Origin of the sequence: Mycobacterium sp. MAC_080597_8934 (assembly GCF_000523975.1) — a bacterium.
In the GTDB taxonomy this organism is placed as follows: domain Bacteria; phylum Actinomycetota; class Actinomycetes; order Mycobacteriales; family Mycobacteriaceae; genus Mycobacterium; species Mycobacterium avium.
In genome coordinates, this window is the sequence record NZ_JAOS01000028.1 from 67,174 (window position 1) to 93,545 (window position 26,372).

At 70.7% G+C, this 26,372-nt stretch carries 24 protein-coding genes and 1 pseudogene; 14 read left to right on the plus strand and 11 right to left on the minus strand.

What is annotated here, in order from left to right:
* Window positions 1-63: 63 nt before the first annotated feature.
* Entirely contained in the window at window positions 64-1,410 is a 1,347-nt protein-coding gene (locus NF20_RS15465; protein WP_011725849.1) for a flavin monoamine oxidase family protein, read from the plus strand.
* Here NF20_RS15465 and NF20_RS15470 read toward each other — a convergent pair.
* From NF20_RS15470 to NF20_RS15480, 3 genes are all read right to left on the minus strand, one after another.
* Entirely contained in the window at window positions 1,405-2,355 is a 951-nt protein-coding gene (locus tag NF20_RS15470) for an alpha/beta fold hydrolase (protein WP_011725850.1), read from the minus strand. The genes NF20_RS15465 and NF20_RS15470 overlap by 6 nt on opposite strands.
* A 117-nt stretch (window positions 2,356-2,472) precedes the next feature.
* On the minus strand, window positions 2,473-3,549 hold the full coding sequence (locus NF20_RS15475) for a helix-turn-helix transcriptional regulator (protein ID WP_033710516.1): 1,077 nt from the start codon (window positions 3,547-3,549) through the stop codon (window positions 2,473-2,475).
* Window positions 3,550-3,583: 34 nt separating this feature from the next.
* Window positions 3,584-4,756 carry a glycosyltransferase gene (locus tag NF20_RS15480; RefSeq protein ID WP_033710515.1) on the minus strand — a complete coding sequence of 391 codons (1,173 nt, stop codon included), beginning with the start codon at window positions 4,754-4,756 and terminating at the stop codon, window positions 3,584-3,586.
* Between the two features lie 124 nt (window positions 4,757-4,880).
* On the opposite strand from NF20_RS15480, the gene NF20_RS15485 reads away from it, so the two are divergent.
* Window positions 4,881-5,810, plus strand: a complete 930-nt coding sequence (locus NF20_RS15485; protein ID WP_033710514.1) for a chemotaxis protein CheB — start codon at window positions 4,881-4,883, stop codon at window positions 5,808-5,810.
* 5 nt (window positions 5,811-5,815) lie between these two features.
* On the opposite strand, the gene NF20_RS15490 is transcribed toward NF20_RS15485, so the two are convergent.
* From NF20_RS15490 to NF20_RS15500, 3 genes are read right to left on the minus strand one after another with little or no spacing between them, the layout of a single operon-like run.
* Window positions 5,816-7,666, minus strand: a complete 1,851-nt coding sequence (locus NF20_RS15490) for a CheR family methyltransferase (protein ID WP_033710513.1) — start codon at window positions 7,664-7,666, stop codon at window positions 5,816-5,818.
* 52 nt (window positions 7,667-7,718) lie between these two features.
* The gene (locus tag NF20_RS15495) at window positions 7,719-8,477 is read right to left on the minus strand and encodes an ATP-binding protein (RefSeq protein WP_033710512.1); all 759 of its coding nucleotides are present in this window, start codon (window positions 8,475-8,477) and stop codon (window positions 7,719-7,721) included.
* Entirely contained in the window at window positions 8,474-9,493 is a 1,020-nt protein-coding gene (locus tag NF20_RS15500; protein WP_033710510.1) for a chemotaxis protein CheB, read from the minus strand. Before NF20_RS15500 ends, NF20_RS15495 begins: the two co-directional genes overlap by 4 nt.
* A gap of 126 nt (window positions 9,494-9,619) precedes the next feature.
* Between NF20_RS15500 and NF20_RS15505 the strand changes: the two genes are divergently transcribed.
* Both NF20_RS15505 and NF20_RS15510 read left to right on the plus strand, forming a co-directional pair.
* Entirely contained in the window at window positions 9,620-11,737 is a 2,118-nt protein-coding gene (locus NF20_RS15505; RefSeq protein WP_033710509.1) for a catalase, read from the plus strand.
* Window positions 11,738-11,826: 89 nt separating this feature from the next.
* A complete protein-coding gene (locus NF20_RS15510) occupies window positions 11,827-12,084 on the plus strand; it encodes a Rho termination factor N-terminal domain-containing protein (protein WP_003874783.1) in 258 nt (85 codons plus the stop codon).
* 4 nt (window positions 12,085-12,088) lie between these two features.
* On the opposite strand, the gene NF20_RS15515 is transcribed toward NF20_RS15510, so the two are convergent.
* A complete protein-coding gene (locus tag NF20_RS15515; protein WP_033710508.1) occupies window positions 12,089-12,664 on the minus strand; it encodes a hypothetical protein in 576 nt (191 codons plus the stop codon).
* Between the two features lie 314 nt (window positions 12,665-12,978).
* Between NF20_RS15515 and NF20_RS15520 the strand changes: the two are divergent.
* The 3 genes and pseudogenes from NF20_RS15520 (at window position 12,979) to NF20_RS15530 (ending at window position 15,522) form a co-directional block, all read left to right on the plus strand.
* A pseudogene (locus NF20_RS15520) lies at window positions 12,979-13,931 on the plus strand (acyl-CoA dehydrogenase family protein).
* Window positions 13,928-14,695: a PIG-L deacetylase family protein gene (locus tag NF20_RS15525; protein WP_033710506.1), complete on the plus strand. Its 768-nt coding sequence runs from the start codon at window positions 13,928-13,930 to the stop codon at window positions 14,693-14,695. Before NF20_RS15520 ends, NF20_RS15525 begins: the two are co-directional and overlap by 4 nt.
* A gap of 62 nt (window positions 14,696-14,757) precedes the next feature.
* Window positions 14,758-15,522: an endonuclease/exonuclease/phosphatase family protein gene (locus tag NF20_RS15530; RefSeq protein ID WP_033710505.1), complete on the plus strand. Its 765-nt coding sequence runs from the start codon at window positions 14,758-14,760 to the stop codon at window positions 15,520-15,522.
* Here the strand turns inward: NF20_RS15530 and NF20_RS15535 are convergent.
* Entirely contained in the window at window positions 15,486-15,797 is a 312-nt protein-coding gene (locus tag NF20_RS15535; protein ID WP_033711436.1) for a DUF3349 domain-containing protein, read from the minus strand. The genes NF20_RS15530 and NF20_RS15535 overlap by 37 nt on opposite strands.
* A 143-nt stretch (window positions 15,798-15,940) precedes the next feature.
* On the minus strand, window positions 15,941-16,177 hold the full coding sequence (locus NF20_RS15540; RefSeq protein WP_003874776.1) for a CsbD family protein: 237 nt from the start codon (window positions 16,175-16,177) through the stop codon (window positions 15,941-15,943).
* A gap of 225 nt (window positions 16,178-16,402) precedes the next feature.
* Here NF20_RS15540 and NF20_RS15545 point away from each other — a divergent pair, with 225 nt between their 5' ends.
* The 3 genes from NF20_RS15545 (at window position 16,403) to NF20_RS15555 (ending at window position 19,099) form a co-directional block, all read left to right on the plus strand.
* The gene (locus NF20_RS15545; RefSeq protein WP_033711434.1) at window positions 16,403-17,239 is read left to right on the plus strand and encodes an SDR family oxidoreductase; all 837 of its coding nucleotides are present in this window, start codon (window positions 16,403-16,405) and stop codon (window positions 17,237-17,239) included.
* 232 nt (window positions 17,240-17,471) lie between these two features.
* Window positions 17,472-17,870, plus strand: a complete 399-nt coding sequence (locus NF20_RS15550) for a heme-binding protein (RefSeq protein ID WP_033711432.1) — start codon at window positions 17,472-17,474, stop codon at window positions 17,868-17,870.
* A gap of 173 nt (window positions 17,871-18,043) precedes the next feature.
* Entirely contained in the window at window positions 18,044-19,099 is a 1,056-nt protein-coding gene (locus tag NF20_RS15555) for a DNA topoisomerase IB (protein ID WP_033711430.1), read from the plus strand.
* Here NF20_RS15555 and NF20_RS15560 read toward each other — a convergent pair.
* Complete coding sequence (locus tag NF20_RS15560) at window positions 19,096-20,181, minus strand: IS630 family transposase (protein ID WP_033717346.1); 1,086 nt, start codon at window positions 20,179-20,181, stop codon at window positions 19,096-19,098. The genes NF20_RS15555 and NF20_RS15560 overlap by 4 nt on opposite strands.
* A 331-nt stretch (window positions 20,182-20,512) precedes the next feature.
* On the opposite strand from NF20_RS15560, the gene NF20_RS15565 reads away from it, so the two are divergent.
* The gene (locus NF20_RS15565; protein ID WP_050545773.1) at window positions 20,513-21,481 is read left to right on the plus strand and encodes a glycosyltransferase; all 969 of its coding nucleotides are present in this window, start codon (window positions 20,513-20,515) and stop codon (window positions 21,479-21,481) included.
* Between the two features lie 17 nt (window positions 21,482-21,498).
* Window positions 21,499-22,719 carry a glycosyltransferase gene (locus NF20_RS15570; RefSeq protein ID WP_031353849.1) on the plus strand — a complete coding sequence of 407 codons (1,221 nt, stop codon included), beginning with the start codon at window positions 21,499-21,501 and terminating at the stop codon, window positions 22,717-22,719.
* 9 nt (window positions 22,720-22,728) lie between these two features.
* Here the strand turns inward: NF20_RS15570 and NF20_RS15575 are convergent, their stop codons facing one another.
* Complete coding sequence (locus NF20_RS15575) at window positions 22,729-23,601, minus strand: glycosyltransferase family 2 protein (RefSeq protein ID WP_033711421.1); 873 nt, start codon at window positions 23,599-23,601, stop codon at window positions 22,729-22,731.
* Between NF20_RS15575 and NF20_RS15580 the strand changes: the two genes are divergently transcribed.
* Both NF20_RS15580 and NF20_RS15585 read left to right on the plus strand, forming a co-directional pair.
* Window positions 23,591-24,676 (plus strand): NAD-dependent epimerase/dehydratase family protein, encoded by a 1,086-nt coding sequence (locus NF20_RS15580; RefSeq protein WP_179944046.1) that lies wholly within the window; start codon window positions 23,591-23,593, stop codon window positions 24,674-24,676. The two genes, NF20_RS15575 and NF20_RS15580, sit on opposite strands and share 11 nt — an antisense overlap.
* Window positions 24,677-24,687: 11 nt before the next feature.
* Window positions 24,688-26,328 carry a carbamoyltransferase gene (locus NF20_RS15585; protein WP_033711419.1) on the plus strand — a complete coding sequence of 547 codons (1,641 nt, stop codon included), beginning with the start codon at window positions 24,688-24,690 and terminating at the stop codon, window positions 26,326-26,328.
* Window positions 26,329-26,372: the final 44 nt, after the last annotated feature.

Consider the following 26,372-nt stretch of genomic DNA (forward strand, 5'->3'; position numbering starts at 1 on the left):
GATGCGCTGGGGCTTTGCCACAATTCGCCGACAAACCCCGCGAAATGCGGTTCACTAGAGCGCGTGTCAGGGCCGCCGCGGATCGTCGACGTCGTCGTGGTCGGCGCCGGCTTTGCCGGGCTGGCCGCCGCCCGCGAGCTCAACCGGCAGGGCCATGACGTGGTGGTCTTCGAGGGCCGCGACCGGGTGGGCGGGCGGTCGTTCACCGGCAGCGTCGCCGGGCTGCCGGCCGATCTGGGCGGGACGTTCGTCGGGCCCACCCAGGACGCGGTGCTGGCGTTGGCGGCCGAACTCGAGGTGCCGACCACCCCGACGCACCACGAGGGCAAGAACCTGATCCACTGGCGCGGCTGGACGCACGCCTACCACGGCACCATTCCCAAGCTGTCCCTGACCGGCCTGCTGGACATCGGCCGGCTGCGCTGGCAGTTCGACCGGATCGCCCGCAGCATTCCGCTGGCGGCGCCGTGGGAGGCCCGGCGGGCGGCCGAACTGGACGGCCTGTCGCTGGGCGGCTGGCTGCGCTCGGTGCGCGCCACCGCCTCGTCGCACGCGCTGCTAGCGATGGTGGCCCGGGTGACCTGGGGATGTGAGCCCGACGAGGTGTCGATGCTGCACGCCGCCCGGTACGCGCACGCGGCCGGCGGGCTGGACCGGCTGCTCGACGTCGAGGACGGCGCCCAACAGGACCGCTTCCCCGGCGGCACCCAGCAGATCGCCGCGGCCGCAGCCGCCGAACTGGGCGCACGGGTGGTGCTGGGCGCGCCGGTGCGCCGGATCGAGCGGCACGGCGCGGGCGTGACCGTGCGCACCGACCTCGGCGACACCGAGGCCGGGTTCGTCATCGTGGCCATCCCGCCGGCGCATCGCGCCGCGATCGAGTTCGCCCCGCCGCTGCCCGCCGAGTACGAGCAGCTGGCCCGGCACTGGCCGCAGGGCCGGCTCAGCAAGGCCTACGCGGCCTATTCCACCCCGTTTTGGCGGGCCGACGGCTTCTCCGGGCAGGCGCTGTCGGACGAGGGCCCGGTTTTCATCACCTTCGACGTCAGCCCGCACCCGGACGGCCCAGGCATCCTGATGGGTTTCGTGGACGCCCGCGCCTTCGACTCGCTGCCCGCCGACCAGCGCCGCCGCGACGCATTGCGTTGTTTCGCAACGCTTTTCGGCGACGACGCGCTCAAGCCCCTCGACTATGTCGATCACCGTTGGGGCGCTGAGGAATTCGCGCCCGGCGGACCCACCGCGGCGGTGCCGCCGGGCTCGTGGACGCGGTTCGGGCGGTGGCTGCGCGAACCCGTCGGGCCGATCCACTGGGCCGGCACCGAAACCGCCGACGAGTGGACCGGATTCCTCGACGGCGCCATCCGCTCCGGCCGGCGCGCCGCCGCCGAGGTGACCGCCCTGCTATGAGCTGATCCGGTGGGTGGGCAGGTTGCGGGTCGCAGATTCGGCGAGCGCCCGCAGCCGCCGGTTCACCTCCCGCGGGTGTTCCAGCATCGAGCAGTGCCCGCCGGGCAGCTCCACCAGCTCGATCAGGTTCGGCAGGCCCTCGGCGATCCTGCGGGACTGGCGGATGGGTGTCAGCCGGTCCCGTTCGCTGCCGATGACCAGCGTCGGCACCGTCAGCCCGGCCAGGTCCAGGTAGCGCGACCCCAGGGCGGAGACCAGCGCCCGCGCGCAGCCGGCCCGCCCCGCCGGCGCGGTGTTCTCGAACAGCTCGTATACCAGCCGGGCGATGGCCGGGTCGGCGTCGCGGCCGGTGGCCAGCAGCGCGACCAGATGGCGGCTCGGGACGCGGGCCGCCCGCGGGACCGCGAACCCGGCGAACGCGCCGATCAGCACGCGCCCGGCCAGCACCCGGGCCGGCGACAGGCCCGGCGGCACCGAGAGCAGCTGCACCTGCCGGATCAGCTCACCGCTGGTGGTGTTGATCAGTGCGACGGCGTCCGCGCGCCGGGAAACCTTGTGCCGGTAGCGGTTTGACCATGCGGCGATGGTGATGCCGCCCATCGAGTGCCCGGCCAACACCGCCCGCTCGTGCGGCGCCAGCGTCGCCTCCAGCACCGAATCCAGATCGGCGGCAAGGTGTTTGAGGCTGTAGCCGGTGGCCTTCGGCACGCCGCTGCGGCCGTGGCCGCGATGGTCGTAGGCGATCACCCGGTAGTCACGGGCCAGGTCGTCGATCTGGTATGCCCAGGCGCGGATGGCGCAGGTGATGCCGTGGGTCAGCACGATCGGATACCCGTCCGGCGGACCGAACACCTGCGCGTGCAGCCGGGTGCCGTCGACCGCCCGGACCGTGACGGTGCGACTCGGCGGCAACCGGTCGGGGAACGGGTCCGTTCGAGCCCTCATCGCCGCTCCCCCCTCGAACGCGGCCCCGTCGCCGCAGCTAAAGGATCAGACGATCTTATCGCCAAGTTCGGTTCGCTTTTGGTAAATCGGGCAAACGATTCTTCTCTCGCGCTTCCGTCACACCGCCGTCTGCTGCCGCAGCGTGGTGTGCGGGCTCTGGCCGTAGGTCTGCCGGTAGAGCACCGCGAACCGTCCGGTGTGCGCGAACCCCCAGCGCTGGGCGATCTCGGTGACCGTCGAGGAGGCGGTCGTCGCGGCCACCAGCTCCTGGTGCGCGCGGCTGAGCCGGACCCGGCGCATGTACTCGGTCGGGGTGGTGTCGAGCTGGCGGCGGAACAGGTACTGCACCGCGCGGGGCGTCAGGTGCACCGCGGCCGCGACATCGTTGATGCCGATGTCCTCGGCGGCGTGGCGGTGGATGAAAGACACCGCCTCCTTGAGGGTTTCGGGCAGGGCGAGATCGCTGACCGGATCCTGCTCGGTCAGGTTGGACGGATAGCACTCGAGCAGCGCGCCGGCCAGCAGGCCGGCCATCCCGGCGGCGATCAGCGGTTGCCGGGCGGTGTCGGGCGAGGCGAGCGTCAACATCGCGTAGTCCAGCGCGCGATGCCAGGCCCGCACCGCGGCCCGCGAGCGCGGCCGCCAGTTCAGGAACTGGGTCTGTTGCGACAACGCGGTGTGCCATTCCGCGGCGACTTTCTGCAGCACCTCCGCCGCGATGGTCACCACATCGAAACGCGCTCCGTGGCAATGCAATACGCAGGCCATGCCGTGGGCGACGAGGAGCGGGAAGTCCGGGGTGGCCAGCGGGCCGCCGGCCACGTTGAGCGCACCGGCCCGCGGCTGGATCACGACGAGGGTGTCGCCCGCCGGGATCTCGAGGGTCATCCTGCCCTGGATGGCCACCTCGTCGACCGTCATCGATCCGGTGTCGCTGCGCCGATGCGACACGACGCAGTGGTTGGTCACCCCGGCGATCCGCCAGCCCGGGTCATAGGCCGTGGCGAAGAACCGGCGCGCCGACTGCGCGTCGGCGCCGCGAAACTGCTTGTATTCCACCGCAACCGGGCGGGCCCGGCGCTCGCCGTTGACCGCGAGCACCGGATCGACCGGACCGTAATCGGACCGGGCCGCCTCGGCCGGCGCACCGACCGGCGCGCCGTCGTCGCGGACCGTCATGGTGGTCAGGCCCATGACCGGCCCGGGGGGAAGACCGTGGGCGGGCGCGTCATCGCAGCACCGCGTCGCCGTCGAGGGGCGCGGCCGGCTCGTGCACCCCGAGGCTTTGGTAGATGTTCAGCGCGTCCAGCGCGATCCGCTGCCAGGCGAAGCGCGACTGCGCGCGGCTGCGTCCGGCCGCACCCATGCTTTCGCATTGAAACTTCTGGGCCAGCAGCCTTCTCAGCGCGGCGGCCAATCGCGCGGGATTCTCCGGCGACACCACGATGCCGGTGATGTCGTCGAGCACCACGTCGGACAGCACCCCCACGGTGGCCACGACCACCACCACCCCGCTGGCCATCGCCTGCAGCACCGGGGTGGGGCGCGGCGGCCGGCGCGGCGTGCACACCAGCACGTCGGCCGAACGGAGCAAGCGGGGCAGCTCGTCGCCGCCGACCGGTCCGGCGAAGCGGACCCGGTCCGCCACCCCGAGGTGCACCGAAAGGCGCAGCAACTGGGCTCGCGCGCCGTCGTGCCCGTCGCCGCCGGGGTCGGTCTCGGCGACCACCAGCTCCGCACCGCGAACCTTGGGCAGGGCCCGGATGGCGAGATCGATACCGTTGTGCCACAACGGGTTTGGCGCCACGTACAGGATGCGCTGCAGGGCCCCACGGGAGTCCGCCGGGCCGGTCGGGGTGTAGCGCTCGGCGTCCACCCCGCAGGTCAGGGCGGATACCCGCACCCGGCGCCGGCGCAGCCGGGCCAGCGCGTCGACGTCGGCGCTGCTCTCCCCGGTCACCCAGTTCGCGCTGCGGGCCAGCAGCGGCTCGATGCGTTGGCGTTCGGTGCCGCGTTCGCCGTCGTGGCCGCGCGCCGTCGCGGCCAGGCCCAAAAACGACTGCACGGTCGGAATGTGGCGCCGGCGAGCGGCCAATTGGGCGGCCAGCCCGCCCAGCCAGCCGTAGGCGTGCACCACGTCGGGCCGGTCCTTGGACCAGATCCGCTCGAGGGCGCCCGCCCAGTCCCCGACGTAGGGCAGCACGTCGACCGGCGCGGCCGCGTCGCGCGGGCCCACCGGCACCGACACCCGCCGGTAGCCGTCCGGGGCGCTGCCCCCGCGTCGCCGCCCGGCCCGCCGCAGGCAGGTGGTGACGTCATGGCCCTGGGCCGCCAGCGCGGCACCCAACTGTTCGGGGTCCTCCCCGACGACGTCATCGCCGCTGACAATTGCAATTCTCAACTGCAATTCCCTCCGCGCGCCATCGTCCGTCCGCCAACATCGGGTGGCATACCCCGGCCCGGGATGGACAAACGGCCCGGATCACCTCTTCGCCGCGCACCCGTCACGGCCAGCGCGGCCGGAAATGCGCCGACGGGTGGAGACTGAACGGGTGACGACTGAGGCGGATCGGCCCGGGGTCGCGCTGGTGGCGCTGGTGGCGTCGGCGGGCGGCTTGGAGGCGCTGACCACCGTGCTGCGGGATCTGCCGCGCGATTTTCCCGCTGCCGTGGTCGTCCAGCAGCATCTGGCCGGTCATGACAGCCTGCTGGCCACCATCTTGACCCGGCAATCGGGGCGGCCGGTCGGCTGGGCGGCCAACGGGCGAGCCGTCACGCCCGGGGAGGTGGTCATCTGTCCGCCGGGCAAGGCGCTGGAGCTGACGCCGCAGGGCCGCTGCCGGCTGCACGGCGCGCAGCAGCACGGGGCGCGGGGCGCCGACGTGCTGCTGAGCTCGATCGCCGGCTCCTACGGACCGCGAGGCGTCGCCGTGGTGCTGTCGGGGTCCGGGCGCGACGGTGCGGCGGGCACCGTCGCGATGCGCCGGGCCGGGGGCGTGGTGATCGCCGAGAGCCCGGCCACCGCCCTGTACCCGTCGATGCCGATCGCGGCCGCGCAGGCCGGTGCCGATCTGGTGCTCGGGATCGGCGAGATCGCGCCCGTGCTGGCCGACCTGGTCCACGGGTTGCCGCTGCCCCGACGATCGCCGCCGGCAGACGCGCCGGACGAGGCCTACCTGGATGGCGGCGTCGACGCGGACGACATCTTCGCCCGGCTGGCGGCCCGGTTCGGCGCCAACACCCCCGCCGCGCGCGCCGAACTCGCCCGGCTGCGCGCGGCCGAACTGCGCCGCCGCCGCCAGGAGCTGTCCGCCGGGGTGGGCGCCACCGAGGAGACGGTGGCCACGGCGCGGCGCCGGGCCGAGGAGTCGCGCCGGCGCGCCCTGCTGGCTCACCGGGCCGCCGACGAGGCCTCCGCGCGCTCCGAACAGGAGCACCGCGACCGGGACGGCTAACCTAACTAGCCCACCACGTCCATCAGCAGCAGCGCCCCGCCGACGGTTCCCTCGTTGCCACGAAACGACGTGCAGGTGACCCGCACCCGGGCCGGGCGGCCGCGCCGGTTGACCGCGTCCACCACGACCTCACCGGAGCCGTCCGGGTCGACGAACGCGTTGCCGATCAGCGGGCGCACCGCGTCCAGCGGCAGCCCGATGTCCAGCGCGATCAGCATGGTGCCGGTCGTCTCGTCGGCCCGCAGCCCCCACAGCTCTTCGCAGCCGCGGTTCCACAGGATCACCTTCATCTCGCGGTCCACCACCACCATGCCCATCCGGACCGAGTCGACCAGCGAGTCCAGGAAGCTCTTCGCGTCGTCGAGTTCCAGGCTGCGTTCCCGCAGCATGTCGTTGATGGTGTGCAGTTCGTCGTTGGTGGACTGCAGCTCCTCGTTCATCGTCTCGAGTTCTTCGTTGGTCGACTGCAATTCCTCGTTGGTGGTCTCGAGCTCCTCGACCGTGGACTGCAGTTCCTCGTTGGTGGTTTCGAGTTCCTCGTTGGTGGACTGCAGCTCCTCGTAGGCCGCCTCCAGCTGGCGGTTGGTCTGCACCACCTTGTCCAGCAGCGCGCGCGTCGCGGTCACGTCGAAGAACACGATGGACACGCCGAGCAAGCCGTTCTCGGCGTCGACGAGCGGGTTGACGTGGATCTCGAACCACACCGTCTCGGCGCCGGGCCGCTGCCATTTGACGTCCTGGATGCGCGCCGAGCGCCGCTCCACCTTGGCCTGCTCCAGATAGGCACGCAGCTCGACGGGACGGTAGGACACCTCGAGATCGCGCAGCAGCCGGCCGATGTCGCGCGCCGAGAGCCCGAAGACGTTCTCGGCCTGCTGGTTGATCATCGCGACGGTGTCCTCGCCGGTCACCACGATCTGGGCCACCGGGCTGGCCCGGAACGCCAGATCGCGCACCGTGGCCAGCCCCGGCAGGTCGGCGTGGCGTTCGTAGAACGCGCCCGCCGGATCGTAGTGGTCCAGGCCGCTGTGGCTGCCGACCGCCTTGCGGAAGATCCGGTGCTTGAGGCTCAGCGGGGTGAACCGGTCACCGTGGCTGAGCAGCATCTCGGCATGCCCCAGAAACAGCGTGCCCTGCGGGGCAAGCGCAAAATGCAAGCGCCCCAAGACATTTCGCTGGGTCTCGGCGTTCAGATACATCAGCGTGTTGCGGCACACCAGCAGGTCCACCCGGGAGATCGGCGCATCCTTGACCAGGTCGTTGCGGCCGAAGATCACCGCCCGGCGCAGATCCTTGTGAAAAACGTAGCGGCCGTTGACCTGTTCGAAGTAGCGGGCCAGCAGATCCGCCGGCACCGACTCGACCGCCCGGGCGTCGTAGGAGGCGCCGCGCGCCTCGGTCAGCGCGTCCTCGTCGACGTCGGTGGCATAGATCTTCACCCGCTGCCGGAACGCGTCGAAGCCCAGCGCCTCGGCCAGCAGCATCGCCAGCGTGTAGGCCTCCTGGCCCGAGGCGCACCCCGCACTCCACACCCGGATCGGATCGTTGGGCCCGCGTTCGGCCAGCAGCCGCGGAATGACTTCGGCGGCGACGAACTCCCAGGCGTCCGGGTCGCGGAAGAACGAGGTGACGTTGATCAGGATGGTGTTGAACAGCGCGGTGAACTCGTCGGAGCTGGCCTGCAGGAAGTCCAGGTATTCGTCGAAGGCGGTGTAGCCCGCCTGGTCCATCCGGTGCCGGACGCGGCGCATCAGCGAGGTGCGCTTGTAGCCGGTGAAGTCGAAGCCGCGCGAATCCCGCATGTACCGCAACAAGGCCTCGAATGCCTCGTCGGCCTCGTCAGTCGTGGAATTCATCCAAGTCCCGTCTGATAAGGGTGCCGAAGGACTTGAACACTACTCGCGGGACTCAGATCCGGTCTTCCCTGCCGACCGATCCCCACACGGTCTTGCCGGACGACGTGGGGGTGGCGCCCCACACCCGGCACAGCGCCGACACGATGGCCAGCCCGGAGACGATGTCGGCGCCGCGGTCGGCGTCCTCGTGCCAGCCGGGCAGCGCAAAGCTGTTGTCCTCGACCGCGATCGTGACGGTGTCGCGATGGCTCTCGACGATCAGCACCGGCGCGCTCTCGGTGTGATCGAGGACGTTTTCGACGAACACGGTCGCCACCGTCGCCGCGACCGGGATGACCTCCCGGAGGTCCCACTGGGTGAGCCAATCGGTGAGCACGGCGCGGGCCAGCTGCAGGCTGGTGTCCGACCTCGGCAGCCCGGTGCGGGCCCGCCGCCGCACCTGCACGGTCCGGCCGTGCACGGCGCGCACGGCCAGCTCGCGGGTGGGATGTACGGGCACGTAGCGGGTCACGCCGGCGGTGGTGATCTCGCGTCGCGTCTGCGGATGCGCGCACACCAGCATGATCGGGACGTCCGGCCAGACACTGACGTGCCAGCGCGCGCTGGTGAACACCGTCCAGGCGGAGGCAGACGGCGCGCGCACCCGGTCCACGTCGACGACGACGGCGCGGGGTTCGTCGATCGCGGCCTTGATGACGGTGTCGCGCACGCTGCGGTAGGTCGAGCTGTCGAGCACGCCGTCGACCGTCAGGACCGGCACGTCCCGGTCTTGCTCGGACGCGATCTGCACCGCGGACCGCTGCTCGTTCATCGGGTTTCACCCTGGGAAGCGGCGCCGGCCAGCCGGTCACTGAGCACGTGCAGCGCGCGTTCGCTTTCCTCGGCGATCTGGGTGTAGCGCCGCGTGAGCAGACCCGGCCCGGCCTTGCCGGCCAAGTCCCGGGCCAGCCGGGCCTTCTCCTGCAGGCTGCGCACCGCCACCCACAGGGCACCCTCGAGCTCGTTGTCCCGCGCGCTCAGCAGGGCCTCGGCCGTCCAGGCATGACCAACCCGGCAGCGGTAATTGCCCTCGCTGACGGAGACCAGCGAGCCGTTGCAGTCGGGACAGGTGTAGCCGGACGGCGGGCCCAGCTTTTCGGTGTCGAAGTCGGTGGCGAACCGCGACATCATGGCGATGCGGTTCTCCAGCTCCATCCCGGGGTCACGTTGCATGTCGGGATCCTCTATCTCTCGGTGCGCCAGCTCCTTGAGCACCGCGCCGATGTCGGCCGCGGCGGCCTGCCGGTCCACCACACCGGCGTCCAGGGCATTGGTCGGCATCGCCGGGAACAGCGCCTCGTCGGGTGATTGGCAGACGGTGACGCCGCCGCGGGAGCGGATGGCCGCCATTCCCAGCACGCCGTCGTCGAGCACACCGGAGAGCAGCACGCCGATGGCGCGGGGCCCGAATGTCAGCGCCACGGACCGGAACAACGCGTTGATCGCGGGGCGGTGGCCGTTCTCGGTCGGCCCCTGCGACAGCAGCACCTGTGCGCCGTCGACCAGCAGATGCCGGTCCGGGACGCCGACGTGGATGTGCCCGGGTTGCAGCGGCGCGCCGTCCTGCGCGGCGGAGGCGGGTAGTGGACCGCTGCGGTCGATGATGCGGGCCAGGATGCTGGGGGCACCCGCGGGCACGTGCAGCACCATCAGATATGCGAACGGCACGTCCGGCGACAACCCGGCGGCAAGGTTCGACAGCGCCTCGACGCCGCCGGCCGACGCACCGATCGCTACCACGCCACGAAGGTCGCCTTGAAGGTCGCCGTCTGCCGCCGCAATCACCACTTTCGACTACCCCTATCGATCGTAGGCAACCCACCCCCCGATGGATAGGGGCACAGCCGCGCCGTTTGCGCGGGTCGGCCGGTGGTACTCCCCCACGGTCGAAAGGGTCGAAAGGAGAGGCAACATATGGCCACCGACCACACTTCGGATGCGCCCGATCCCAAGCAGCGCGATCTGGAGTCCGCGCGGTTCCGCCGCGACACCGGATACCTGACCACGCAGCAGGGCGTCCGCGTCGACCACACCGACGATGCGCTCACCGTCGGCGAGCGGGGTCCGACGCTGCTGGAGGATTTCCACGCCCGGGAGAAGATCACCCACTTCGACCACGAGCGCATCCCCGAGCGTGTGGTGCATGCGCGCGGGGCCGGCGCCTACGGTTATTTCGAACCGTACGACGACCGCTTGGCGCAGTACACGGCGGCGAAATTCCTTACCTCGCCGGGCACCAGGACGCCGGTGTTCGTGCGTTTCTCGACGGTCGCCGGATCGCGCGGTTCGGCCGACACCGTCCGCGACGTGCGCGGGTTCGCCACCAAGTTCTATACCGAGCAAGGCAATTACGACTTGGTGGGCAACAACTTCCCGGTGTTCTTCATCCAGGACGGCATCAAGTTCCCCGACTTCGTGCACGCGGTGAAACCCGAGCCGCACAACGAGATTCCGCAGGCCCAGTCGGCGCACGACACGCTGTGGGACTTCGTGTCGCTGCAGCCCGAGACGTTGCACGCCATCATGTGGCTGATGTCGGACCGGGCGCTGCCGCGCAGCTACCGCATGATGCAGGGGTTCGGGGTGCACACCTTCCGGCTGGTCAACGCCCGCGGCGAGGGAACTTTCGTGAAGTTCCACTGGAAGCCCCGACTCGGCGTGCACTCCCTGATCTGGGACGAATGCCAGAAGATCGCCGGCAAAGACCCCGATTACAACCGCCGCGACCTGTGGGAGGCCATCGAATCCGGCCAGTACCCGGAGTGGGAGCTGGGCGTGCAGCTGGTCGCCGAGGACGACGAGTTCAGCTTCGACTTCGACCTGCTGGACGCGACGAAAATCATTCCCGAAGAACAGGTTCCGGTATTGCCGGTGGGCAAGATGGTGTTGAACCGCAACCCCGACAACTTCTTCGCCGAGACCGAGCAGGTCGCGTTCCACACCGCCAACGTGGTGCCGGGCATCGATTTCACCAACGACCCGTTGCTGCAGTTCCGCAACTTCTCCTATCTGGACACCCAGCTGATCCGGTTGGGCGGCCCCAACTTCGCGCAGCTGCCGGTCAACCGCCCGGTGGCACAGGTGCGGACCAACCAGCACGATGGCTATGGGCAGCACGCGATTCCGCAGGGCCGATCCAGTTACTTCAAGAACAGCATCGGCGGCGGTTGTCCCGCGCTGGCCGACGAGGACGTGTTCCGGCACTACACCCAGCGGGTGGACGGGCAGACGACGCGCAAGCGCGCCGAGGCGTTCCAGAACCACTACAGCCAGGCGCGGATGTTCTTCAAGAGCATGTCGCCGGTGGAGGCCGAACACATCGTGGCCGCCTTCGCCTTCGAACTCGGCAAGGTGGAGATGCCCGAAATCCGTTCGGCGGTGGTGGCACAACTCGCCCGCGTCGATGGCCAGCTGGCCGCCCAGGTCGCGGCGAAGCTGGGGCTGCCCGAGCCGCCTGAGGAGCAGGTGGACGAGTCGGCACCGGTCTCCCCGGCGCTTTCGCAGGTCACCGGCGGCGACACCATCGCGTCGCGCCGGATCGCGGTGCTGGCCGCCGACGGCGTCGACGTGGTGGGCACGCAACGCTTCACCGAGCTGATGGAGCAGCGCGGCGCGGTGGTCGAGGTGTTGGCCCCGGTGGCCGGCGGCACGCTGGCGGGTGGGTCCGGCGGCGAGCTGCGGGTGGACCGGTCCTTCACGACGATGGCGTCGGTGCTCTACGACGCGGTGGTGGTGGCGTGCGGACCGCGGTCGGTGTCGACGCTGTCCGAGGACGGCTACGCCGTGCACTTCGTCACCGAGGCCTACAAACACCTCAAGCCGATCGGCGCCTACGGGGCCGGTGTCGACCTGCTCCGCAAGGCCGGCATCGGCAACCGGCTCGCCGAGGACACTGACGTGCTCAACGACCAAGCGGTGGTCACCACCAAGGCCGCCGCCGACGAGCTGCCCGAGCGCTTCGCCGAGGAATTCGCCGCCGCGCTCGCGCAGCACCGGTGCTGGCAGCGGCGCACCGACGCGGTGCCGGCCTGAAAGCCGGCCGAAGACCGCCGAAAGGTTTTCCCGGCCGCCGGGACGGGCATCCGGCTCAGAAGGCGTCATCGTGGACAGGAGGACAAGTCATGCCGCGCTCGTCGATCAAGAACGAAAAGATGTATCAGGATCTGCGCAAGAAGGGCGAATCCAAGGAGAAGGCCGCGCGCATCTCCAATGCGGCCGCCGGCCAAGGCAAGTCGTCGGTGGGCCGCCGCGGCGGCAAATCCGGGTCCTACCAGGACTGGACCGTACCGGAATTGAAGAAGCGGGCCAAAGAGCTTGGCATCTCCGGCTATTCGGGCCTGACCAAGGACAAGCTGGTCGCCAAACTGCGCAACCACTGATCCGTCATCTCGTCAACCGCAGTCGTTCGGCCAGCACCAGGAAGGCGACCGCGTAGTCGTTGTCGGCGGTCTGTTCCCGGATTTCGTCCCAGTCCAGCCGTTCGCGGACGGCGCGCACCGCGGGCAGCAGCTTGGCGAAGTCGCAGTGGTGCTCGCCCAGGGAGCGCAGCTGCTGGCCGAGCACCATGGTGGGTGGCAGCACCGGCATGCCGATCGCCAGCACGTCGTGGTGCTCGGCGCGGTCCAGGGTCTGCGCATCGACGGGCACGCCGTTGAGGCGGTGCAGCACATCGACCAGCATGTCGCCGGTGTGGGCCTTGAACAGCCAGTCCTCCGGCGGGCGTTCGATTTCGAACCCGGCGCTGGCCAGGGTGGTCACCGCGGTCTCCACGTCCGCCTCTTCCACCACCAGGTCGGCGTCGTGGCTGGGTTCCGGTGCGCCGTAAGCCCATAACGCGTAGCTGCCCGCCAGGGCGAAACGCGGGCCCTTCTCCTTGAGCGCCGATGCCGCCGCGCGCAGCGCCTCCCGCAGCCGCGGGGCGGCCGCGGCGGTGTCGGCGCGCGCGTCGCCGGATGTCATGGTGCATAGTCATACCCCGCCCGCAGGGCGGCCAACCCGTTGACCTCTGGTCACGGCGCCGCGTGGTTGTCAAGACCGTTTAACTTGCGGCCGATTGGGAAATCGTGGGTTATGTCAACTCCTGTGCCATGCGCCTATGACGCTGTCGCCGTGATGATTCCCGCGCACAACGAGGCAGCGAAGCCGGCGACGTGCACCGGCGCCGGGAGCCGGGTGGATGCGGGCTGGCTGGCCGGTCGGCCCGGCGCCGGCCGGCTCGACGGAATCGTCTGTCGCTTTGGCCAATTGGGGGGATCGGTGGCGGGTGATTGCGCGTGACGGCGGGGTTGGTCAAGCACTGGCTGGAGTCGGGGCGGCTCGAGTTGCCGCTACCCGCCTCGGGCGCACCGCCGAACGCTGGCAACGCCTGGCCGAGCTGGCCGCGGAGAACATCGTGGCGGCCAGGGTGGCCGAGGCGCACGTCGACGCCGTCGCGATCCTGCACGAACTGGGCGGCAAGCCCCCGGAACCGGGGCAGTTGTGGAGCGTGTGGGCGGCCGAGGCCCGGGACGCGGTGCTGACCGCCACCGACATCCGCGGCGCGTACCTGTTGAACGGCACCAAGGTGTGGTGCCCGGGCGCCGGGTTCTGCACGCATGCGCTGGTGACCGCGCGTCGCGACGACGGAACACCGGGCCTGTTCGCGGTGACCGTGACCGACCCGACCGTCAAGGCGTTGCCCAGCACCTGGTGGAACGCGGGGATGGCCGGCAGCGACACCAGGCCGGTGCAGTTCACCAACACCCACGCCGTCGCCGTCGGCGACCCGGGCGACTATCTGATCCGGCCCGGCTTCTGGCACGGCGCCATCGGCGTGGCCGCCTGCTGGCTGGGCGGCGCGCGCCGGGTCGCCGATCCGCTGTATCGTTGCGCGGCAAGCCAATCCGCTGACGCGTATTCGCTGGCTCACCTGGGCGCCGTGGACGCCGCGCTGGCCGCGGGGGACGCGATGCTGGCCGCGGCCGCGGCGCAGGTCGACGCCGACCCGTTCGACCGGGCCGGTACCGCACAGCTGCTGGCCCGCCGGGTGCGCACGGTGGTGGAACACGCCGTGGACGAGGCGATCACCCGCACCGGCCGGGCCCTGGGGCCCGGCCCGCTGTGCCAGGACGGCCGGCACGCCCAGCGCGTCGCCGACCTGAGCATCTACATCCGGCAAAGCCACGCCGAGCGCGACCTGGCCGAACTCGGCCGGCTGGCCGGACGGCGGGCGGTGCGGGCGCCGTGACGACCGTGCCGGCGGGCAACGGGGCCAGGTTCGCCGCCAAGCCGCTGACCCACAGCGGCACCCCGGTCCCGTTGTGGCTGGCCGCTTTTCAAGAGGCGCCGCTGCCCGCCCTGGACCTGGCCGGCTGTCCCGGCCTGGTCGTCGTCGCCGCCCACCCCGACGACGAAACATTCGGTGTGGGCGCGATGATCACCCAGCTGGTGGCGATGGGCGTTCGCGTGCAGGTGGTCTGCGTCAGCGACGGCGGGGCGCGGCCAGGCGCCGCGGCCTCGGAGCGGCTTCGCGCCCAGACCATTCGCAGATTCGAATTACGGTCGGCGACAAACACTTTGAACGCTCCTCCCCCGCTGTCGCTGGGCCTTCCGGGCGGCGAGTTGACCGCTCACGAGGACCGCCTCACCAGGGCGTTGACCGAGATCCTGCGCGCCGCCGGGCCCGGCGCCTGGTGCGCGGCGCCGTGGCGCGGCGACGGGCATCCCGATCACGAGGCCGTGGGACACGCCGCGTGGGCCGCCTGCGCGCACACCGGGGCCGCGCTGCTGGAATATCCGGTGTGGATGTGGCACTGGGCCGTTCCGGGCGACCCGGCGGTACCGTGGGACCGGGCCCATGCGGTGCCCGCGCCGGCCTGGGCGGTGAGTCGTAAACGCCTTGCCGCGCAACGGTATCGCAGCCGATTCGAGCCTACCGGCGGCTCGGCCCCCGCGCTGCCGGGGTTCGTGCTGGCGCGGTTGCTGGCGGTGGGCGAGGTGGTTTTTCGGTAACCCGCTGGGGCGCACGGCGCGGGGGGTGACCGTACGAGGGGAAAGTGAGCGGCCGAAAAGCTATGCGTGTGGCGACCTTCAACATCCTGCACGGTCGCACCGTCGGCGACGGCGTCATCGTGGAGCGGCTGCGGGACTGCATACGTCGGCTCGATCCGGACGTGCTCAGCCTGCAGGAGGTGGACTGCGACCAACCCCGGTCCGAACACGCCGATTTGACCGGCGCGGCGGCCGAGGCCATGGGCGCGGTGGAACACCGCTTCGTGGCCGCGATTTCGGGCACGCCGGGGGCCACCTGGATGGCGGCCACCGGCGACGAGCAGCCCGGCACCGCCGCCTACGGGATCGCGCTGCTGTCCCGGTATCCGGTGGCCAGCTGGCAGGTGCTGCGGTTGCCCCGCATTCCGATGCGATTTCCGATGTACCTGCCCGGCCCCAACCGGGTAATGGTCGTCGACGAGGAACCGCGCGCCGCCGTCATCGCGCAGCTGCGCACCCCGATCGGCGAACTCACGGTGGCCAACACCCACCTGTCCTTCGTTCCCGGCTGGAACCGGCGCCAGCTGCGCCGGCTGATTCGCGACCTGCGCGGCTTGCCCGGGCCGCGGCTGCTGACCGGGGACCTGAACATGACGCCGCAGACGGTGCGCCGCTGGTCGGGGATGCGGGCGCTGGGCAACGCCAAAACCTTTCCGGCGGACAACCCCAACCGCCAGCTCGACCACATCCTGACCGATGATCGCCGGCTGCGCTGCGCCGCCGTGCAGGCCGACCTGATGCCGATCTCGGATCACCGCCCGTTGGTGGTGGACCTGCAGCGGGTGTGACGGCTCATCGCCGCCAGCACCCGCTCGACGTCGCCTGGGGCGGGTAGCTCGTCGGCGATGCGGACGATCTGCGCGCCGATCTCGGCCGCGTCGATCCGCGCTGTGCGCGTGATACCTTGCGGCGCAAGAATTCTCGCGACGGTGGCGATGTCGTCGTCGGGGGTGCGCCGCGGCAGCAGCGCCAGCGCCGGCGCGTAGCCGACGGCGGGCGCCTGCCGGGGATAGCCCGCGCGCAAAAACCCGACCACGCCGCCCACCAGCTGCCCCAGGCCCATGTCTCACCTCGCTACCTCACCGCACGCCGCACGTCGACAACGCCGTTGCACCCCGAATAGCCGGACCCGATCGGTTGAAACCCACGCGCACGGAAAGGGCCCGGTCCGCCGATCGGACCGGGCCCCTCCCCTTGGCGGGCAGCCTATTGGTTCTTCTTCTGGCGCTCCTCGGCGGCCTCCGCGCCGGCCCGCGCCGACTCGGCCTCGGCTTCCTTCTTGCCCGCGTCGCGCTGGGCGTCGGCCTTGTCCTGCTGGGCCTGACCCTCTTCGGTCAGGTCGTCGCGGCCGAGGATGGTCCCGCCGACCTCCTTGGCCTTGCCCTTCACGCCCTCGACGGCGCCTTTGACCGCTTCCTGCGGCCCGCTCTGCTGGTCCCCCATGGGTTCGACCTCTCTGGTAGGTGGTGAGTGAGCTTGCGCTCGATGGCATCCAAGGCGTTCCCGCCGCGGGCGGTGTCAAACGGGGCGCCCCGTATCGCGCCCGCGGATGTGCGGGCCGTCACCGCGGGCCCGGCGGCCGGCGCAGGTCACGCCGCGGACCGGCGGTCGGCGGGTTTGAACGGGCCGTTACTGGGTAGCTCCCCCGCGGCACGGAGCAGAAGGCAGGTGAGAGCACTGACCACCATCGCCGTGATAGGGGCAACCGGCACGGCCGGCTCCCGCGTCGTCGCCCGGCTGAGGCCGCGCGACGTCGCGGTGGTCGAGATCTCCCGGGCGCAGGGCGTCGACGTGTTCGACGCGCCCGCGCTCACCCGGGCGCTCGAGGGCGTCGACGTCGTCATCGACGTCTCCAATCCGGTGCCGCCCGACGGGCGATCCGACATCCGGCAGACGCTGGCCACCGCCGCCCGCAACATCATGGGGGCGTGCGCCACCCAGGAAGTACAGCGCCTGGTGGTATTGACGATCGCCGGCATCGAGGACCCGGTGTTCGACGAATTCCCCTACTACCAGGCCAAACGGGAGGCGAAGGAGATCCTGCTCGACGGCCCGGTCCCGACCACCGTCGTGAAGTCGACGCAGTGGTACGAATTCGCCACCAACCACGACGCGGTGAGCTGTGACGACAACGAGGTGATCGTCGAGGACTGGCTGATCCAGCCCATCGCCGCCGACACCGTCGCCGACGTGTTGGTCGAAACCGCCCTGGCGCAGACGCACACGCCGCGTACCATCACCGGCCCGGACGCCATCCGGCTTCCCGAACTGACCTCGAAACTGCTTGTGCGGCAAGGTGATCACCGAGCAGTGCGCAGTGTCGAGCCCGCGATGTCGGCGCTCGGCGCCGGGGCGCTGCTGGCCTCCGGGCACGCGGTGGTCGTCGGGCCCGACGTCGACACCTGGCTGCAGACCCTGGCGCCGCCCGGCGGCGACGGCCATCGGGGCGCCGACGGGGACGGACATCGGGGCCCCGACGGGGACGGAAAGCCCCGGCGCGGATAACGATTCCGTCACAATCACCCTCACCATTGCCTAAGAGCGTGGCGCCATTTCTTAAAAATTCGCGGCTCGGTTGATCATTCGCTTAGCAAACACCCGTCCGACGGCCCTTACCGGCACGGTGCGTTCGTTGTCAGCGAACACGGCCACTGTTGGCCTCCGCTACTTTGGATTTCGAGGATCGGGAGCCTCAGTCGAGAACATTTCGCTTCGAATTCGAAGGACAACAAAGCACATGAAAATCAGCAGTATCGTCGCGCGCCGGAAAGTGGCCGGGGTCAGCGCCGGCTGTCTGCTCGGGGGAATGGCCATGGGCATCGTCGGCGCACCGTCGGCGGCCGCCGCACCCGACTGCAGTCCCAGCGGTGTGAACTCCACCGTGTCCGCGGTGGAGGGCTCGGCCCAGCAGTACCTGGCGGCACACCCGGACGCCAACCAGGTGGTGACCGCCGCCTACGGCCAGCCGCGGCCGCAGGCCGAATCCAGCCTGCGCAGCTATTTCACCGGTCACCCGCAGGAGTACAACGACCTGCGCGGCATCCTGGCGCCGATCGGCGACACCGAACAGCAGTGCAATGTCACCGCGCTGCCGCCGTATCTGGAGTCGGCGTACCAGGAGTTCATGGCGGGCTGACGCCACCGGAGACGACCCGCCACAACGCCGTGGCGGGTCGTTTTCGCATTCGCCTGCCGGCGCCGCCGCGGTGTGAACGACTTCTCGGGTGGGTATCTGAGGCGAATGGCCCCGGCCCGCAATTGCGTTGCGGCCGGCCGTTGCGGACAGCCGAGAAAACTGGAGGGTTCCGAATGCGGCTCCGTCGCAGCGTGCTGAGCAAACCGGGGATCACCCGCAAACGGCGCGGTAAGGGATTCTCTTATCACGCGCCGGACGGCACCACGGTGCGCGATCCCGAAACCCTGCAGCGCATCAAGGATCTGGTGATTCCGCCGGCGTGGAAGAAAGTGTGGATCTCGCCCCACCCCAACGGCCACATCCAGGCCGTCGGCGTCGACGCGGCCGGCCGCCGCCAGTACCTGTACCACTGCGCGTGGCAGCAGGAACGCGCGGAGGAGAAGTTCGACCGGGTGCTGGAGCTGTCCACCGAGCTGCCGGCCTGGCGGGCCCGAATCGCCGAGGACCTGGCCGCCCGGGGTTTGACCCGCGAGCGGGTGCTGGCGCTGGCGCTGCGGCTGCTCGATCGCGGCTACTTCCGTTCCGGCGGCGAGCAGTACGCCGAGGAGAACGAGTCCTACGGGTTGTCCACCCTGCTGTGCGAGCACGTGACGGTCCGGCGTGACGCGGTGGAGTTCGACTTCCCGGCCAAGAGCGGGGTCCGGCGCACCGTGCGGGTCGAGGATCGCGAAGTGGTCAGGGCGGTGCGTGCGCTGATGCGACGGCGGCACCGCGGCGACCGGTTGTTGGTGTGCCGCACCGCATCCGGATGGTCGGAGGTGCGCGCCGACGACCTCAACGACCGGTTCAAGGAGCTGGTCGGCGACCAGTACACGGTCAAGGACTTGCGCACCTGGCACGGCACGGTGCTGGCGGCGGCCGCGTTCGCCGACGCCGATCCCGCGGTGTCGCGGCGGGTCGCCAAGCGGGTCGAGGCGGCGGTGATGAAAGAGGTGGCCGAGGAGCTGGGCAACACCCCGGCGGTGGCGCGCGGCTCCTATGTGGACCCGCGGGTGATCACCGGGTATGAGCGGGGACTGACCATCGGCGCGGCGACGCGGCGCGCGGGCCGCGCCCGCGACCCCGGCGCCGCCCAGGAGATCCTGGACAAGGCCACCCGGATGCTGATCCGGCGAGTGGCCAAGGGCCACAGCGCCTCCGGAGCATCCGCGCTGCCGAAATCGGCCTAGTGTCCTGAGTTATTAATTCGTTTGCAGTAGTTGGCGACGGATTCCAGGATTTGGTCGGCGGTTTTTGTCCAGACGTAGGGCTTAGGGTTGTCGTTCCAGTGCTCGATCCAGGCGCGGATGTCGGTGTTGAGTTGGCGGACTGAGGTATGGGTGCCGCGGCGTAGTTTCTTGGTGGTCAGTTCGGCGAACCAGCGTTCGACGAGGTTGAGCCAGCTTGAGCTGGTCGGGGTGAAGTGCAGAACGAAGCGGGGATGGTTGGTCAGCCAACGTTTTACCGCCGGGGTTTTGTGGGTGGAGGCGTTGTCGAGCACGACGTGGCAGTCCAGATCGGCGGGGACTTCGGCGTCGATCTTCTTCAGGAAAGCCAGGAACTCCTGGGCGCGATGCCGCGAATGCAGAGAGCCGATCACCTTGCCGGTGGCCAGATCCAGCGCGGCATACAGGCTTGAGGTGCCGTGACGGACGTAGTCGTGGGTGGCTCGCGCCGGGGTGCCGGGCAGCATCGGGAACACCGGTGCGGTGCGGTTAAGCGCCTGGATCTGAGTCTTCTCGTCCACGCACAAGACCATGGCCCGCTCCGGCGGGTCCAGATAGAGCCCGACGATGTCGCGGACCTTGGCCACAAACAGCGGATCCTTGGACAGTTTCCACGAATCCTGTTTGTGTGGAGCCAATCCGAACGCCCGCCACACCCGTGAGACCATCGACTGGCTCAGTCCCAGGTGCTGCGCCATCGACCGGGTTGACCAATGTGTGGCACCCGGTGGCGCTGTCTCCAACGTCGCAGTGATCAACGCCTCGATCTGCTCGTCACCCACTACCCGAGGCCGGCCCGGTCGCGGCTCGTCGAGCAGTCCGTCGCACCGCTTAGCGGCGAACCGGTTGCGCCACTTGGAAATCGTGTTCCGATCCAACTCCAGCCGGTCGGCGACCTCGACATTGCTGCCGCCATCAGCACACGCCAGCACGATCCGGGCTCGCAGCGCCAACCCCGCGGCACTATTGCGGCGCCGCACCCAACCCTCTAACTCGGCGCGTTCATCCTCGGTCAACACGATCTTCGCGGCATGCGGGGACGGCATCACCTACTATAACAAGAACCCACGAATTAATGACTCAGGACACTAGCGCCGCCCGGCAGGTTTGTCCGCGCGGCCCGGCACCCGCGCGGGGCCGGCGGCCGGGCAAACCGGTTCGACACCGACAACCGTTCGTCAAATGTCCCCGGCGATTCGCTTACTGGACAGAACCGCCGCGCGCCGCGGGCGCCGGAGAATCGGCTCCCTACGCGTGGAATCACTTGCCCACTAACGGTTTACAGAGGTTCGCTGCGCCTCGCCGGGACCGTGCGCCCGGGGAAAACGTCGGGCCCGGCGCTGTTTATGCCAGTACCTACAGGGTATTTGGCCCGCCATGTTGGATCCTGTCCGAGCAAAGAGCGTCCTGGTGTGGCATGTGCACGGGTCGTGGACGCAGTCCTTCGTCGCGGGCCGGCACCGCTACCTGATCCCGGTGGCCCCCGACCGCGGCCCGGACGGCATCGGACTGGCCGGCCGGTGCTGGCCCAACGCCCGCGAGGTGGCATTCGAGGACCTGGCCGACCGCGATATCGACCTGGTGGTGCTGCAACGCCCGCACGAGGCCGAGCTGGTCGCCCGCTGGGCGGGCCGCCGGGTCGGGGTCGACGTGCCGGCGGTCTACGTCGAGCACAACACCCCGCGCCCCAGCGCGGCACAGACCCGGCATCCGCTCGCCGACCGCGCCGACATCCCCCTGGTGCACGTCACCGACTTCAACCGGTTGATGTGGGACAACGGGATTGCGCCGACCCGGGTCATCGACCACGGGGTGGCCGACCCGGGGCCGCTGTACAGCGGCGAGATTCCCCGGGTGGCCACCATGATCAACGAGCCGGGGCGCCGCGGCCGCATCGTCGGCGCCGATCTGCTGGAACCGTTGTCGGCCTACGCCCAGATCGACGTATGGGGCATCGGCACCGAGGAGTTGTGCGCCAACCGCGGCGCGGTGCGCGGCCGCGGCGACGTGCCCACCCCGCGGCTGTTCGGAGACGTCGCGCGCCGGCGGGTCTACCTGCACACCGCCCGCTGGACCTCACTCGGGCTGTCCCTGATCGAGGCCATGCTGCTGGGCATGCCGGTGGTAGCCGTCGGCTCGACCATGGCGCCGTTCGTAATCCCTTGCGAGGCAGGAGTTGTCAGCGCCGACCCAGCCAGACTGGGTGAGGGGTTGCGGGGCTTCCTGGACGACCAGGCGAGGGCGGTGGCCGCCGGCAAGGCCGCCCGGGACTTCGCCACCGCCCGGTTCGGACTCAAACGCTTTCTGGCCGACTGGGACCGAGTGATCGGGGAGCTGTGCAGATGAGCAGGGAAGGAACCCGCATGAGAATCGCGATGATCTCCGAACACGCCAGCCCGCTGGCACATTTGGGCGGCGTGGACGCGGGCGGACAGAACGTCCACGTCGCCGAGCTGTCCTGCGCGCTGGCGCGGCGCGGCCACGACGTGGTGGTCTACACGCGCCGCGACGACCCGCGGCTTCCCGACTCGGTCGAGACCCCGCACGGCTACAGCGTGGTGCACGTGCCGGCGGGACCGGCGCGGGTGCTGCCCAAAGACGAGTTGCTGCAATACATGTACGGCTTCGCGCAGTTCCTGCGCCAGCAGTGGTGCTCGGACGGGCCCGATGTGGCCCATGCGCACTTCTGGATGTCGGGGGTGGCCACCCAGCGGGCCGCCCGCGCGCATTCGATACCGACCGTGCAGACCTTCCACGCGCTCGGGCTGACCAAGCGGCTGCACCAGGGCAGCGACGACACCAGCCCGGACTGCCGGATCGACGTCGAAGCCCGGGTCGCCCGGGAAGCCGACTGGGTGGCGGCCACCAGCACCGACGAGGTCTTCGAGCTGGTGCGCATGGGCCGGGCCCGATCCCGCACCTCGGTGGTGCCGTGCGGAGTGGACCTCGACGCGTTCACCCCCGACGGCCCGGTCGCTGCCCGCGGTGCGCGGCCGCGCATTGTCACGGTGGGACGGCTGGTGCCGCGCAAGGGTTTTGACACCATCGTGCGCGCCCTGCCCCGCATCCCGGACGCCGAGTTGGTGATCGTGGGCGGGCCGCCGGCGGCCGAACTGGCCGGCGACGAGCAGGCGCGGCGGCTGCAGCGACTGGCGGGCGAGCTCGGGGTCGCCGACCGGGTGCGGCTGCTGGGCGGGGTCACCCGCGCGCAGATGCCGGCGTTGCTGCGCTCGGCCGACGTGGTGGCCTGCACGCCGTGGTACGAGCCGTTCGGCATCGTGCCGCTGGAAGCCATGGCCTGCGGGGTCCCGGTGGTGGCCACGGCGGTGGGCGGGATCCGCGACACCGTCGTCGACGGCGCCACCGGCCGGCTGGTGCCGCCCAAGGACCCGGACGCTCTGGGTGAGGCCGTCGCCGCCCTGCTGCGCGACGGCCGCCGCGGCCGGACGCTGGGCGAGGCCGGGCGGGAGCGGGCCCGGGCCCGCTACAGCTGGGACCGGGTGGCGGCCGACACCGAACGCATCTACGAACGGCTGTCCCCCGCCCGGCGCGGGGTCGGCACCCCGAGCACGCGATCCGGGTGATCTTGTGGCTCAACCACTTTCCAGCATCCGCAGCGAACGCTCGACGGCATCGGGCAGCCGCCGGCGTTCCCGCAGCGCGGCCGGCAACGCCGCCGTCGCCTCGAGCAACGCCTTGGCGTGGGCCGCGTCGTGCAGCGCCGCCCAGGCCAGCGCCGCACCCGCCCGGGCGCACCGGTCGACGGGGCGGCGCAGGCACGCGGTGAGCAGCGCGTTGCGCAGGATCCGGGCACGCTGCGCCCGGCTCGCCGAGCGGATCTGCGACGGCCGGTGGTATGCCACCAGCTCGGGGCAGAAGCACAGGTCCCAGCCGTCGGCGGCCAGATCGCAGGCCAGCAGGGTTTCCTCACCGCGGAAGTGCAGGATCGGGCTGAACCCGCCGACGCGTCGGAACGCCCACGCGCGCACCAGTGCCGAGCAGGCCTGGAACCCGAGAATGGACGGCCCGGGCAGGCCCGCGCGGTGCCCGAGTGGGCTGTGGGCGAGCTGCTCGGTGAACTCGTCGTCGCGGCGCGCCGGCAGTAACACGGTGCGCGCGGCCAATAGCGCGACGGTGCCGAACCTGTCGAAGATCTGCTCGGCCCACGCGATCGCGTCCGGCGCCCACCACGAGTCGTCGTCGCAGAACGCCACGTACGGTGTGCCGCACCGCGCCACACCGATGTTGCGCGCCGCTGCGCCGGCGTTGCGGCTCAGCGGTATGACGGTCACCCGGCCGGCGGCGGCGATGCGGCTGGCGGCGGCGACCGAGTCGTCGCGGGATGCGTTGTCCACCAAGATGATCGGGCACTCGGTGGTGTCCAGCAGGCGGGTCAGCGTGCCGGTCAGCTCCGCCGAGCGGTCCCGGGTGGCGATGACGAAGGAGGTGCGCGGCATGGTCGACATGACCGGGGCGACTACCCCGAAGGGCAACGGTGAAACGGGGTTTCACCCCAGACCTGACGGGTACCAGAGCCCGATGCGATCACTGACCCGGGTGCTGATCACCGGCGGCGCCGGCTTTTTGGGCGCGCACCTGTGCGCGCGGCTGCTCGACGACGGCGTCGAGGTGGTCAGCGTGGACGACCTGTCCACCAGCGGGCCTGCGGTCCGATTCGGCGACCGGCCCGGATACCGGTTCGTGCAGCGCGACGTCTGCGAGCCCGGGTTGATCGACGAGGTCGGCAGCGGCTTCGACGCCGTATTCCATTTGGCCTCAGCGGCTTCCCCGGTCGACTACCAGCGCCGCCCGATCCAGACGCTGCACACCGGCTCGGCGGGCACCGCGACCGCGCTGGAGATCGCCGAGCGCGCCGGCGCCCGGTTCGTGTTGGCGTCCACCAGCGAGGTGTACGGCGACCCCGAGTCGCATCCGCAGCGCGAACGCTATTGGGGCAACGTCAATCCGGTGGGCCCGCGCAGCGTATACGACGAAGCCAAGCGGTACGCCGAAGCGTTGACGTTCGCCTATCACCGCCTCGGCCGCGCCGATGTCGGGGTGGCCCGGATCTTCAACACGTACGGGCCCGGCATGCGGGCGGACGACGGCCGGATGGTGCCGACGTTCTGCTTGCAGGCGCTGCGCGGCGATCCGCTGACCGTGTCCGGCACCGGGCTGCAGACCCGGTCGCTGTGCTACGTCGACGACACCATCACCGGGCTGATCGCGTTGGCGCACAGCGACTTCGCGGGCCCGGTGAACATCGGCAATCCGACCGAGCTGACCGTGCTGTCCGCCGCCGAGTTGATCCGGGAGCTGGCCGGCAGCACGTCGACCATCCAGTTCACACCGCCGGCCACCGACGACCCGCAGCGCCGCTGCCCGGACATCCGACTGGCCCGCCAAAGGCTGGGCTGGCGGCCGCGGATCGACTATCGCACCGGCTTGAGCACCACCCTGGCGTGGTTCGCCGAGCGGGCCGGGCGCACCGGTGAGTCGGCGCAACAGCTCGTCGCGACCACTGACCGGCGGTCCCGGTAGGAGGCAGCAGAGTGCGAATACTCGGAGTCAATGCGGTATTTCACGATCCGGCCGCCGCGCTGGTGATCGACGGCCGGGTGGTGGCGGCCGCCGAGGAAGAGCGGTTCTCCCGCCGCAAGCACGGCAAACCGGCGGTCCCCTTCGCCACCTGGGAGCTGCCCGTCGCGGCCATCCGCTGGTGCCTGGATCACGCCGGCGTGCGGGCCGAGGACATCGACGCGGTCGGCTATTCCTACGACCCGGCGATGATGTACGAGGAACCGCTCGACCCCGCCGGGCTGGACCGGGACCGGGAGCACCTGCGCACCCTGTACGCCGAACGGGCGCCGGGCTTTCTGAAGACCGCGCTGCCCGGCCTCAACCCCGCGGTGGTGCATCACGTGCGCCACCACGTCGCGCACGCGGCGTCGACGGCGCTGGCCTCCCCGCATCCCGAGACCGCGGTGCTGGTGGTCGACGGGCGCGGTGAGCGCGCCTCCATGCTGGCCGGGGTGTATCGGGAGCACAAGCTCGACGTGCTGGCCGTCCAGCAGCTGCCGCACTCGCTGGGGCTGCTGTACGAAAGCCTCACCGAGCACCTGGGTTTCACCCGGTCCAGCGACGAATACAAGGTGATGGCGATGGCCTCCTACGGCCGGCCCCGCTTCGCCGACCGACTGCGCGGGCGGGTGTACGCGCGCGGCGACGGCGGGTTCTGCACTGAGCCGATCGACTGGGAGCAACTCGCCCCGCCCCGGCCGCCGCACGCGGCGACGCTCGACCCGGTGCACGCCGACCTGGCCTGCAGCGTGCAGCGCGTCGTCGAGGACGTGTTGCTCGAGCTGGTCGGCTGGCTGCGCGACCGCACCGACGGCGACGCGCTATGCCTGGCCGGCGGGGTGGCGCTGAATTGCGTTGCCAACACCCGCATTCACGCCGAGGGCGGTTTCGACCGGGTGTGGGTGCAGCCGGCCGCCGGCGACGCGGGCACCGCGCTCGGCGCGGCGCTGCACCTGGCCGCATCCTTCGACGAGCCGATCGCACCGATGCCCGGCGCACAGCTGGGCCGCGGCTGGTCCGACGCGGCGGTCAGGGCGGCACTCGACGACGCGGCGGTCAGTTACGAACGCCCGCACGACCTTCCGTCGGCCGTCGGCGACGCGCTGGCCGAGAACCAGTTGATCGGCTGGTTCCAGGGCCGCGCCGAGTTCGGGCCGCGCGCGCTCGGCGGCCGCTCGCTGCTGGCCGATCCGCGCTATCCGGCCAACGCCGAACGGCTCAACGCCGTCAAGGGCCGCGAACAGTTCCGGCCGGTCGCCCCCATGGTGCTGGCCGAGCGCGCTGCCGAGATCTTTTCCCGCGGACCGCTTCCCAGCCCGTACATGCTGTTCGTGCACGACGTCGCCGAGCACTGGCGCAGCCGGATTCCCGCGGTCACCCACGTCGACGGCACGGCGCGGATCCAGACCGTGGACGCGGATGCGGACCCGCTGCTGCACGCCACCATCAACCGGTTCGCGCAGCACACCGGGGTGCCGGTGGTCGTCAACACCAGCTTCAACACCGCCGGACGGCCCATGGTGGACACCCCGCGCGACGCCCTCGAGGTGTTCGGCAGCTCCCCGATCGACGTGCTGGCCGTCGGCCCCTACCTGGTCAGGCGGTATCTGTGAGGCACGACGACTACACGCTGGTGATACCCACGGTGGGGCGGGAA